The following is an 11,910-nucleotide window of genomic DNA, read 5'->3' as shown; positions in this document are numbered from 1 at the left end:
AGGTTTATGAATAAGGTATAATGAGTACCTAAACAATTATTCTTCTATGGGAATATCAGCTTCAATATCCATGCAAGGGTAGGACGAGACATCGGATTTGAAGCTATACAGTCAATTTATTTGCTTTTGACGATTAACTGTTTTTTTGCAATTCCCTAAATTCTCCTACACCGAGGTGTAGGAGAATTTTATAATTATTATTTAAAAGCCGGCATCCCGGTAATATCCATACCAGTGATCAACAAGTGGATATCGTGTGTCCCTTCGTAAGTAATTACACTTTCCAAATTCATCATATGTCTCATGATACTGTACTCTCCTGTGATTCCCATACCTCCGAGCACTTGTCTTGCTTCTCTTGCTATTTTTATGGCCATTTCTACATTATTTCGTTTCGCCATAGAAATCTGGGCAGAAGTTGCTTTTCCTTCATTTCGAAGGACTCCTAAACGCCAGGCCATCAACTGTGCTTTGGTGATCTCGGTGATCATTTCGGCCAATTTCTTTTGTTGTAACTGGGTAGCGGCAATTGGCTTATCAAACTGAATACGTTCTTTGGCATATCGCAATGCAGTATCATAACAATCCATAGCAGCTCCAATAGCACCCCAAGCGATCCCATATCTAGCAGAATCTAAACATCCCAAAGGTGCTCCCAATCCACTTTTATTCGGTAGCAGGTTTTCTTTGGGCACTTTTACATTATCAAAAATCAACTCTCCAGTGGCAGATGCTCGCAGCGACCATTTGTTATGGGTTTCAGGGGTTGAAAATCCTTCCATACCTCTTTCTACGACAAGTCCATGAATCCTTCCTTCTTCATTTTTGGCCCAAACCACTGCAATGTCTGCAAATGGCGCATTGGATATCCATAGTTTGGCTCCATTCAATAAATAATGATCTCCTTTATCTTTAAAATTGGTAGTCATCCCACCAGGGTTGGATCCATGATCGGGTTCGGTAAGACCAAAACATCCCATGAACTCTCCTGAAGCTAATTTGGGTAAATATTTTTTACGTTGTTCTTCATTTCCATATTTCCAGATCGGATACATTACCAATGAGGATTGTACCGACGAAGTAGAACGTACTCCAGAATCACCTCTTTCAATCTCTTGCATAATCAAACCATAACTAATTTGATCCAGCCCAGCTCCTCCATATTCCTCAGGGATATAAGGACCAAAGGCTCCAATTTCTGCCAAACCTTTGATAATCTGGTTAGGAAATTCTGCACGTTGTGCATATTCTTCTATAATTGGCGAAACTTCTCGTTTTACCCAGCTACGAGCTGCATCTCTTACTAATTTATGCTCGTCTGAGAGTAATTCATCGATTTGATAATAGTCTGGAGCTTCAAAAAGATCTGGCTTCATATACAACAATATTAATTTATGATATCTTCAAAAATAGTGAGATTCATTAACAAATAATCAAAATAGAACAGGTTTTATTTTCCTTTGCTTTAAAAAATGTTAGTTCTCTTAGAAGAACCTTAAAACAAAACAAATTTGACTTTCCTCTATATCGTTTTACAGTTCAAAAACCTCAACTTGAGACACCTCTTTGTACTATAATTAAGTATAAAATTCGTGTATGAATTCCGCAGTCAATATTCTTTTTCTACACAAATAAGAATTCCTTAACAATTTTTATGAAAACGTTCATTCTATATTCAAAAAATTGAAAATCAAATAGATACACCAAAAACACACATTTAATCTTCTTATGGCATAATTCTTCTACTAGATAAAACGAATTAAATTTTTAAAACCTAAAAGAGATTAAACGATGAAAAAATTATTTGTATTGCCAGTATTAGCATTAGGGTTATTAGTAGGAACACAAAGCATTAATGCTCAAGAAATTGCCTCAAACGATACAGAAACTGTAACTCCGGTTCAGGATAAATATATCGATTTGGCTGTAGAAAATCTTCCACAAAAGGTCTTGGATGCGGTTGCAAAAGATTTTGCAGGAGCTTCTATCGAAAGTGCTGCAGCCAAGGAAGATGCTTCTGAGTTCAAATTGATCCTAAAACAAGGAGATAAAGAGATGGAGGTATATTGTGATGCTGATGGAAATTGGATCACGAAAAAATAATAGTGTACGATCTTAATTCACGCTGTTTTCACATTTAGCGAATTAAGCTTTGTAGAGTGATTGGATTTCGGGAAAGGAAGGCTTTGTGGCTTTCCTTTTCTTATTTTACATTTTTAGGTAGAAATCTTTGACTAGATCGATGTACTGATCTGTATATACATGCCTGGATTTTTCGATTACCAACTCCTCTACTTCTCCTTCCTTTCTATCTCTAGTAAACACTAATAGACTTCTTTTTATCTTGGTACCAGGAGCACCTTTGACCCTGGTATTTTTTTGTACAAACAACCCTACTTGTTCAGCGATATCTACCACTTTTCCTTCTTCCTGAAATGGGACAATGATTGCCAATCTGCCACTTTCAGATAATAATTTTGATGCTCCGATCAACAAATGATCAAACGGGAGCGCATCCTGAAACCTTGCCAAATCTCTTTGATCACTATCGGTTTTATAATCTTCAGCAAAAAAAGGAGGATTACTAATCAGTAGATCATATTGCTCATCGATTTCCTGCGCAAACTCCTGAAAAGAAGCATGGTAACAAAACAAGCGATCTCCCCAGGATGAAGCTTCAAAATTCTCTACAGCTTGTTCATAGGCATCAGCATCGATTTCCAGAGCATCTACAATTTGAGCCTGACTTCGTTGTGCCATCATCAAGGCAATTACACCAGTACCTGTACCAACATCTAAGATAGAGTTAACAGTGTCGTCTATTGGCGCCCAGGCGCCAAGCAACACCCCATCTGTACCAATTTTCATGGCACAGCGGTCTTGCTGAATCGTAAATTGTTTGAATTGAAAAGGCTTATCCATAGGTCTCCCAGATTCTATTGCAAGTATAAATCGATCAACCCTTCTGGAGTGGTTACATGTACCGTCTTTGTATCTCGATCTACGCTATCGATAAACTCATCGTTCATTGGGATCAGAATTTCGGTTCCTTTTCGATCTATCTCGAACAATGCTTGAGCTGTACTATCGTTGATCGCTTTGATGACACCTACTTCTCCAAAGGAAGTATCTATTATTGTAAAACCAATTACCTCGTGGTAGTAGAACTGATTTCCTTCTAATTTTGGAAGTAAGGATAACGGAAGATATATTTCTGCTTTCATCAGATCATCGGCATCTTCTTCAGAATCTACATCTTCAAATTTTACACGTAGTAAATCACTTTTATGCAGTTTGCTTTTTTCAATAAAAAATGGAACCAAGTTATTGTTGTAGTTAACAAAAACTGATTCCATTTTTACATAACTTTCGGGCTCATCGGTATCCAATTTGATCAGTACCTCCCCCTTAAAACTGAATTTACTTACGATTTTACCTAGATAGAAGCAATCTTCTTTCTTCATCATAAATAAAGCAACTATTCTTCTTCGTTGCTAGCTTCTTCGGTTACTTCTGCTGCAGCTTCTTCTGCATTAGCCTCTGCTTCAACTTGAGCAGCCTCGGCCGCACGCTTAGCATTAACTTCTTTTTCAGCTTCTAAAATTTTAGCTTTTGCATCAGCATCAGCTTTAGCAAGTGCATCTTTTTTAGAATTGATACTACCTTCTTTTTCTGCAACCCAAGCCTGGAATTTTTCCTCCGCTTGTTCTTCAGTCAAAGCTCCTTTTCTTACTCCACCAAGTAAATGGTTTTTAAGCATTACTCCCTTGTAAGATAAGATTGCTCTGGCAGTATCGGTTGGTTGCGCTCCATTTTGCAACCACTGTACAGCTCCATCGATATTTAAATCGATACTCGCTGGATTTACGTTTGGATTGTAAGTTCCTAATTTTTCAAGAAATCTACCATCTCTTTTAGCTCGAGCATCTGCTGCTACGATCCAGTAAAAAGGCTTCCCTTTTTTACCATGTCTCTGTAATCTAATTTTAACAGGCATATAAATTAATTTTTGGGTACACGACCCGGTTTATAATTAAGGGCGCAAAGGTAAGTATTTTGAAACAAACAATATACGATTTAGCTATTTATTTGATTTATACTGTTCTTCTTCTTTAAAATTCATGAAACACTATGAAATTTACAGGTTTAGAAAATCACAAGAAAATTCGTATAAATAAAACTCGTTTTCTGCAAAAAAGAACATAATTGTGTATTTCATCGATAAAATATGCTTTTTTTCGACCAAAAAATTGTTTTACTCAGATTTTCATTATATGTTTGTAGGGTAAACACGTGACTATGATAATACCATAGTCTAAATTGCAAAGCCCCAAGCCTATGACTAAAATAACTACTCTATTTTATGTACTTCTATGCCTTATAATTACGTCTTGTTCTAAAGACATCGTAATTAATGACCCTTCATTACAGGCAGAGATAGAAGGAGAAACATTTAGAACTTCCATAAAAAAGGCTGTTATCTATGATGATGGCACTTTGGTAATTTCTGGTAGTGAAGGAGAAAGAACAATAAGCTTCACTACTTCTTCTACCAAACTTGGAACTTATAAATTAGACCAACAAACAGTAAGCAAGGTTAGTTACAAGGATTATGAAAAAAAATTCATTCCTGTAGATGGAGAGACCGCTGGAGAAGTGATCATTACTGAAATTTATAACAATGAAATTTCTGGTAATTTCTATTTTAAAAATCTTAAGGACGATAATGGTGACATAGTAGACTTCAATCACGGATGGTTCTATAGACTACCTTTAGAATCAGGAAATGTCGACGAGGAGCCAGAAATAGAAATCAACCCTTGTTTATTAAATGCTTCGTTGACAGCACTTGTTGATGGTAACGAGATGATTACCGACGATCATACTGCAGATATTTTTGGTGTAAAAGATGCCTCCATATTAATAAGAGCCACTAATGAAAATAGTGAAATCGTAATTGTAATGCCTGCAGATACAACACCAGGAACATATTCATTAACTGGATCTGGTGATTACAGTGCTACTTATGCATGGAGAGGTGATAAATCATCTGCATTGTCAGGAACATTAATAATTAGTGAACATAATACAGATACACAATGTATCAGCGGAAGTTTCGAATTTGAAACCAGAAGCGGTACACAAGTAACTGAAGGTTTCTTTGATTTTGGTTATTAAACTCAATCTCAACTTGACCCGAAAAGCGCTTATCTTGACCGTAAGCGCTTTTTATTTTTTATACCTCCCAAATTTCGCATTCAAAAGATCCAAAATTACCACTCACAACTACGCAAACCTTCCGAAACCCCAGTAAAATAAGTTAGCTAGCTAACATTTGACTCTTTCAAGAGCATAAAAAAAAGAGCTGATTTTTGTTAATTAACTCTTAATAAAATGATAAAATTAGCACTTTAACAATCATCTTTGTAAGCTACTTTTTGAGCTCTTATCCCTCATAAACACTCATATTTTTTACTTATTGAAAAAAAATTAACAATAAGTTTCTTCTATTATTTAGGTTTTTTTTGGTGTAAGTCCTAATTCTTGTGGTCGTCTCAATTTATATCAGAATCGAATGGTTTTGATTTTGAACCACAAAAACGATTGGCCAGTTGTTTTTCATGAAATATAAACACACAAAAAAAACGAAAAATGAAAAATTTAAAGACCGTATTCTTAAGCCTATTAGTTACTTTTTTAGCTGCGTCTTGTAGTGATGATGATGCAGTGATCCCACCACCAAATCCAGATCCTTCTGAAGCAAGTTTGTTATTAGAAAGTATCAGAGAGGATGGAGGTATCCCCTATGATGCAGATAATCCTGCACTAACCTTTACTGATGCACAGAATGTATTTTTACCGAGTGTATTGGGTATTGACTTTCGTGTAGATCGATCTGTAGTACCAGCAGGACCTACAGCGCGTTTTCCTATGTTCCGTGGTTGGGAAACCACACCAAATGGGCCAAGAGAGTTATATTATGTAATCACTGAAGCTTCAGACAGAGAAATGGCTAGAGACTTGGGAGTAATTTTTGCCCCTAGAATGGCGGCCGCTGTCGGATCCGGAGGAGAGCAAAATGCAACTTTTACGGATGATGGAAGATTGGTATTTGAGGGATCTGTTGATTTTTCACCAAAACGATCTCTAGTTGCCGGAGGACAAGATGGATTGTTATTCGGGTTCCCTCCTGCAGAAGTTAACCCTGGTGCTATTGCTGATGCAGCATGGTCTTCATACGTAGTATTACCAAGTGGTATTGTAATCAATGCACAACCTGTTGCGAACAGCACTGGAATTCATGATAGAATACCGAATCCAGCAGGTAACGAGCAAGAGCAAGAGGATGACTTAAACAATCCTAATTTTGCTCCAGATCAAGCTTCCGTAGTATTGCAATTATTAGACGGATGGCATGACGGAAGACCATATTACTTCCACATTGTAACAGACACTTCAGATCCTGCACCAGCAACGATAGAATTAGGGGTTTTTGCACCTAGATTGGCACAATTACCAACTTTTGGATTGTTCCCAGGAGGATCTATGCTACCATTTAGTCCAACTGCAAATGGAGTATTGCCTGAAGCCAATAACCCAAATGGTTTCCAAGGTTTAAACACAGCTTCTCTAAGTAATCGTCAGCAAAACGATCCTACAAACACTTTCCCAATTGATCCTAGCGATGAGAGATACGCTCCAATGTGGGATGCACATATTACAGAATTTACAATTCCGGCAGAAGATCGTCCAATCCTACAAAGTTTTGAGCAAATTAATGATCTTTTGGCAGATGGAACTTTAATTCCTTTCAGAGGAAATATAAATCCAAGTCCACTGGATAACTCATTATCCAACTTGCTTACTGCAACAGGAGCTATCATTAACTGTCCGGTTATTACACAACCAGATGCAAGTGTTATCGGAACTCAAATAGGATCACCTCGTAATAATTAATAATAGATATCATTGAAATAGAATTAGCAAAAAATATTTCTTGGAATATCTCAAAGCTTGGCTACAAAATCAGCCAAGCTTTTTTTGTTTTTTACTTAGTTAATAATTCTGGATAACTTTTCGAAAATCCAACCTATTATTTTATGTATTTTTGAGAGTTAATTGTTAGGGATACACTTTCTTGTAAATAAACTTCTATGTATTTAATTTTCGATACCGAAACTACTGGATTACCGAAACGCTGGGACGCACCTATTAGTGACACTGATAACTGGCCCAGGTGTATCCAGATCGCGTGGCAGTTACATGACGAGTTGGGAAATTGTATTGAGCATCAGGATTACCTTGTAAAACCTGAAGGATTTAATATCCCTTATGACGCAGAAAAAATACACGGTATATCCACCGAGCTTGCAGAACAAGATGGGATAACGTTACAAGAAGTTCTGGAAAAATTTAATACTGCTCTTTCGAAGACCAAATTTGTGGTTGGTCAAAATGTTGGGTTCGATGTCAATATTATGGGGGCCGAGTTTTACCGACTTGGTGTATCGAATAATCTTCAGGAGTTACCCGTACTAGACACTTGTACAGAAACTACAGCTGAGCTTTGTAGAATCCCTGGAGGTCGTGGAGGCAAATTTAAACTCCCTACACTTACCGAATTGCACGAACACTTATTTGGTATAGGTTTTAACGAAGCGCATAACGCAACTGCCGATGTAGAAGCTACCACGAGATGTTTTTTGGAACTGATTCGTAAAGAAATCTTTACGATTGAAGAACTGGACGTACAACCAGACTATTTCCACAACTTTAAAGAAGTCAATGCCGAACCCATACAATTAATTGGACTTAAGCACATAAATCTCAAGAAGGCTTCTCAAAAAATTCGTGAAGAAATTACCGCGCAAGGCACAACTTCACTTTCTCAAGAAGAAATTAATGAAAATATTGCCGCTCTTGATGAAGTTGGTTTTGCACACCTGCATAATCATACTCAATTTTCTGTCCTACAATCCACAACAAGTATTCCCGATTTGGTAAAAGTAGCTGCACAACATAAGATGAAGGCTGTAGCAATGACAGATCATGCCAATATGATGGGAGCTTTCCACTTTGTTCAAGCAGTATCTAATCATAATAAAAGTGTAAAAACCGCTAATGCCGAAGCTATTGAAAATGGGCAAGAACCCGAAGGCGTAGAAATAAAACCAATTGTTGGTGTAGAATTTTTTGTCTGCGAAAACCACAAAGATAAATCTAGAAAAGATAATGGATATCAAATTGTAATGCTTGCCAAAAACAAGAATGGATATCACAACTTAGCAAAGATGTCTTCTATTGCCTTCGTAGATGGTTTCTACTACCTACCTAGGATTGACAAAGAAGTTATCAAAGAATATAAAGATGATATCATTGTTCTAACAGGAAATCTATACGGCGAAGTTCCTAGCAAAGTCTTAAACATTGGAGAGAAACAAGCTGAAGAAGCATTACTCTGGTGGCACCAAGAGTTTGGAGATGATCTTTATATTGAAATCATGCGCCACAATCAGGAAGACGAAAATAGAGTTAACCAAGTACTTATTGAGTTTGCTAAGAAACATCAAATAAAGACCGTTGCTACCAATAACACCTATTATTGCGAGAAGAAGGATGCTAATGCACACGATATTTTATTGTGTGTAAAAGATGGTGAAAAGCAAGCTACTCCTATTGGTCGTGGTCGAGGATATCGCTATGGATTACCTAATCAGGAATATTATTTCAAATCTCAAGAAGAGATGAAAAACCTCTTCAAAGATTTACCTGAAGCAATTATTAATGTTCAAGAGATTGTTGACAAAATTGAACCTTTTGTACTTGCTAGAGATGTACTATTACCTGCCTTTGATATTCCCGATGAATTCTTATTTGAAGAAGATAAATTGGATGGAGGGAAACGTGGAGAAAATAAATATTTAAGACATATCACCTATGAAGGTGCTAAAAAAAGATATGGAGAAATCACTCCGGAGATTGATGAACGTCTAGATTTTGAACTCAAAGTAATTGAAAAAACAGGATATCCAGGATATTTCTTGATTGTTGAAGATTTCATTCGTGCAGCACGTGACATGGACGTATCTGTGGGACCTGGCCGAGGATCTGCAGCAGGTTCAGCAGTTGCTTACTGTTTATGGATCACAAATCTGGATCCAATTAAGTACGACTTACTTTTTGAGCGTTTCCTGAATCCGGATCGTGTAAGTATGCCCGATATTGATATTGATTTTGATGATGAAGGACGAGGACGAGTAATGGATTATGTAATCGAGAAATATGGAGCTAATCAGGTAGCACAGATTATTACTTATGGTACCATGGCTGCCAAATCTTCTATACGGGATACCGCTAGGGTACTGGATCTTCCATTAGGAGATGCAGATCGCATTGCCAAGTTGATTCCAAACATGTCTAAACTAGGTAAAATTTTTGGTGTTGACGAAGCTACATTGAAGAAAAAATTCAGAAGTGACGAATTAGAAAAAGTAAACGAATTACTCAACATCGCAGAAGGTAGCGATCTCGAAGCTGAAACTTTGAATCAGGCTAGAGTTCTGGAAGGATCCGTTCGTAATACCGGAATTCATGCCTGTGGAGTAATTATTACACCTGATGATATTACCAAATTCGTTCCTGTGGCTTTGGCCAAGGATTCTGATATGTACTGTACGCAATTCGACAACTCGGTTGTAGAAAGCGCAGGACTACTAAAAATGGATTTCTTAGGTCTTAAAACTTTGACCTTAATAAAGGATACCGTCAAAATCGTAAAAGCTAAACATGGTGTCGAGCTGGACCCAGAGAATTTTCCCTTGGATGACGAAGAGACCTATGCACTTTTCCAGCGTGGTGAAACAGTAGGGATATTCCAATATGAATCCCCTGGGATGCAAAAATATTTGAAAGAGCTAAAACCAACAGTATTTGCGGATCTCATCGCCATGAACGCACTGTACCGCCCGGGTCCACTAGAATATATCCCTAGTTTTATTAACAGGAAGCACGGGACCGAAGAAATCATTTATGACCTCGAAGCCTGCGAAGAGTATCTACAAGAAACCTACGGAATCACAGTATATCAGGAGCAGGTGATGCTACTTTCTCAAAAGTTAGCAGATTTTACCAAAGGTGAAGCTGATGTATTGCGTAAAGCGATGGGTAAAAAACAAAAGGCGGTACTTGACAAAATGAAACCCAAATTCATTCAACAAGCAGCCGCAAAAGGACATCCTGAAGACAGACTTGAGAAAATCTGGAAAGACTGGGAAGCTTTTGCTGCATACGCATTCAACAAATCGCACTCTACTTGTTATGCATGGATCGCATACCAGACAGCATACCTCAAAGCACACTATCCTGCAGAGTATATGGCAGCAGTACTATCCAATAACATGAATGATATTAAGCAGGTCACTTTCTTTATGGAAGAGTGTAAACGAATGAAACTAGATGTACTAGGGCCAGATGTAAATGAATCCTACCGTAAGTTTTCGGTAAACAAAGACGGAGCGGTTCGCTTTGGTATGGGAGCGATCAAAGGAGTAGGAACAGGTGCTGTAGCCACCATAGTCGAAAATCGTAAAGAAGACGGTCCTTACCGATCTATTTTTGATCTCGCTAAACGTATCGACCTTAGAGCTGCCAACAAAAAAGCTTTTGAAAGTTTGGCACTGGCAGGAGGGTTTGATTCATTTTCTGACACACACAGAGGGCAATATTTCCATGAAGAAGGAGATGGAATTACCTTTCTCGAAAAAGCAATGAAATACGGATCCAAATATCAGGAAAGTGAAAATTCCTCGCAAGTAAGTTTATTTGGAGAATCCAGCGAAGTGCAGATCCCAGAGCCTGTTGTACCTCCTTGTGAAGAATGGGGAACCATGGAGAAATTAGCAAGAGAGAAAGAAGTAGTAGGGATTTATTTATCAGGGCATCCACTAGACGATTTTAAATATGAAATGAAATATTTCTGTAATGCCACACTATTAAATTTTGCAGATTTAGAAAGCAATGTGAATCGAGAGCTTTCTTTTGGTGGAGTGATCACCAATGTAGAACATCGTACTTCAAAAAATGGGAAAGGATGGGCTACGTTTACTATTGAAGATTATAACACCGCGCACGAATTCAGAATATTTGGCGAAGAATATTTAAAACATCGACCCTTTTTGGTAAAAAGCACGTTTGTATACTCCAAAGCATTTATCAAAGAAGGATGGGTAAACCGGGATACCGGAAAAAAAGGAGATCCCAGAATCCAATTCAATAGCTTTCAGCTATTACACGATGTGATGGAAAGCTATGCCAGAAAGCTAACGATTCAGTTAGACATTAACGAATTGTCAGACGGAAGAATTGATCAATTAAAAGAGTTGTTTACCGAACACTCTGGTAGCCACACTCTGAATTTTGTGATTTACGAAATGGCCGAACAATTAAAATTGCATATGCCAAGTCGAAAACAGAAAGTAAATATATCACAGGAATTGTTGCGTGCTTTAGAAAATGAATCGGTGTATTATAAGTTGAATTAATCAAAAAAACTCAGCGCCCAGTTTTCCGCTTCATCCAGTTCATTAAAGAAAGTGAACGCCTCATTCCAAAGGGGTTGTTCTTTCATCGCACGTTTTATTTCTTCTGGATTCCTAGAAACTATTGCAAAACCAATCATATTCTTTAGTATTCTACCCTTATAGACATCAAGATCAATATCATGCGGATATTTGCGGTGGGTAATAAAAATAAAATTTCTTTCCTGGTAATGTGATGCCAACAGATCGGTAATCTCTGCAGCTGTTTTGATGGTTATGGCAGATCCCTGGTGCATGACTAAAATCGCATGTGTTTGTTTGAACACCAGATTGCAATATGGTAATTGGATTTCTTTGGGCATGTTAGTTAATC

9 protein-coding genes are annotated in these 11,910 nt (G+C 37.5%); 4 read left to right on the top strand and 5 right to left on the bottom strand.

Going from position 1 to position 11,910, the window contains the following annotated elements:
• Nucleotides 1-197: 197 nt before the first annotated feature.
• A complete protein-coding gene (locus BUE24_RS21680) occupies nucleotides 198-1,376 on the bottom strand; it encodes an acyl-CoA dehydrogenase family protein (RefSeq protein WP_073321212.1) in 1,179 nt (392 codons plus the stop codon).
• Between the two features lie 415 nt (nucleotides 1,377-1,791).
• Here BUE24_RS21680 and BUE24_RS21675 point away from each other — a divergent pair, with 415 nt between their 5' ends.
• Complete coding sequence (locus BUE24_RS21675; RefSeq protein ID WP_073321209.1) at nucleotides 1,792-2,103, top strand: hypothetical protein; 312 nt, start codon at nucleotides 1,792-1,794, stop codon at nucleotides 2,101-2,103.
• A gap of 105 nt (nucleotides 2,104-2,208) precedes the next feature.
• Here the strand turns inward: BUE24_RS21675 and BUE24_RS21670 are convergent, their stop codons facing one another.
• From BUE24_RS21670 to BUE24_RS21660, 3 genes are read right to left on the bottom strand one after another with little or no spacing between them, the layout of a single operon-like run.
• Nucleotides 2,209-2,922 (bottom strand): tRNA1(Val) (adenine(37)-N6)-methyltransferase, encoded by a 714-nt coding sequence (locus tag BUE24_RS21670; RefSeq protein WP_073321206.1) that lies wholly within the window; start codon nucleotides 2,920-2,922, stop codon nucleotides 2,209-2,211.
• A 14-nt stretch (nucleotides 2,923-2,936) separates the two neighbouring features.
• Complete coding sequence (gene rimM, locus BUE24_RS21665) at nucleotides 2,937-3,464, bottom strand: ribosome maturation factor RimM (RefSeq protein ID WP_073321202.1); 528 nt, start codon at nucleotides 3,462-3,464, stop codon at nucleotides 2,937-2,939.
• 14 nt (nucleotides 3,465-3,478) lie between these two features.
• On the bottom strand, nucleotides 3,479-3,997 hold the full coding sequence (locus BUE24_RS21660; RefSeq protein ID WP_073321200.1) for a 30S ribosomal protein S16: 519 nt from the start codon (nucleotides 3,995-3,997) through the stop codon (nucleotides 3,479-3,481).
• Between the two features lie 341 nt (nucleotides 3,998-4,338).
• Here BUE24_RS21660 and BUE24_RS21655 point away from each other — a divergent pair, with 341 nt between their 5' ends.
• From BUE24_RS21655 to dnaE, 3 genes are all read left to right on the top strand, one after another.
• Nucleotides 4,339-5,178: a DUF6252 domain-containing protein gene (locus tag BUE24_RS21655; RefSeq protein WP_073321197.1), complete on the top strand. Its 840-nt coding sequence runs from the start codon at nucleotides 4,339-4,341 to the stop codon at nucleotides 5,176-5,178.
• Nucleotides 5,179-5,652: 474 nt separating this feature from the next.
• Nucleotides 5,653-6,957, top strand: coding sequence for a hypothetical protein (locus BUE24_RS21650; protein WP_073321195.1), 1,305 nt, complete (start codon nucleotides 5,653-5,655; stop codon nucleotides 6,955-6,957).
• A gap of 197 nt (nucleotides 6,958-7,154) precedes the next feature.
• On the top strand, nucleotides 7,155-11,540 hold the full coding sequence (dnaE, locus tag BUE24_RS21645) for a DNA polymerase III subunit alpha (protein ID WP_073321192.1): 4,386 nt from the start codon (nucleotides 7,155-7,157) through the stop codon (nucleotides 11,538-11,540).
• Here the strand turns inward: dnaE and BUE24_RS21640 are convergent.
• Entirely contained in the window at nucleotides 11,537-11,899 is a 363-nt protein-coding gene (locus BUE24_RS21640; protein ID WP_073321189.1) for a P-loop NTPase family protein, read from the bottom strand. The genes dnaE and BUE24_RS21640 overlap by 4 nt on opposite strands.
• Nucleotides 11,900-11,910 lie beyond the last annotated feature (11 nt).

Source organism: Aquimarina spongiae (assembly GCF_900141785.1).
GTDB classification, from domain to species: Bacteria; Bacteroidota; Bacteroidia; order Flavobacteriales; family Flavobacteriaceae; genus Aquimarina; species Aquimarina spongiae.
The sequence above is the reverse complement of the archived record's forward strand: the minus strand, read 5'-3'. Positions and strand labels throughout refer to the sequence as shown.

Coding starts and splice junctions, on each gene's coding strand:
- BUE24_RS21650 (WP_073321195.1), top strand. CDS start 5,653: ATGAAAAATTTAAAGACCGTATTCTTAAGCCTATTAGTTACTTTTTTA.
- BUE24_RS21640 (WP_073321189.1), bottom strand. CDS start 11,899: ATGCCCAAAGAAATCCAATTACCATATTGCAATCTGGTGTTCAAACAA.
- BUE24_RS21680 (WP_073321212.1), bottom strand. CDS start 1,376: ATGAAGCCAGATCTTTTTGAAGCTCCAGACTATTATCAAATCGATGAA.
- BUE24_RS21660 (WP_073321200.1), bottom strand. CDS start 3,997: ATGCCTGTTAAAATTAGATTACAGAGACATGGTAAAAAAGGGAAGCCT.
- BUE24_RS21675 (WP_073321209.1), top strand. CDS start 1,792: ATGAAAAAATTATTTGTATTGCCAGTATTAGCATTAGGGTTATTAGTA.
- BUE24_RS21655 (WP_073321197.1), top strand. CDS start 4,339: ATGACTAAAATAACTACTCTATTTTATGTACTTCTATGCCTTATAATT.
- dnaE (WP_073321192.1), top strand. CDS start 7,155: ATGTATTTAATTTTCGATACCGAAACTACTGGATTACCGAAACGCTGG.
- BUE24_RS21670 (WP_073321206.1), bottom strand. CDS start 2,922: ATGGATAAGCCTTTTCAATTCAAACAATTTACGATTCAGCAAGACCGC.
- rimM (WP_073321202.1), bottom strand. CDS start 3,464: ATGAAGAAAGAAGATTGCTTCTATCTAGGTAAAATCGTAAGTAAATTC.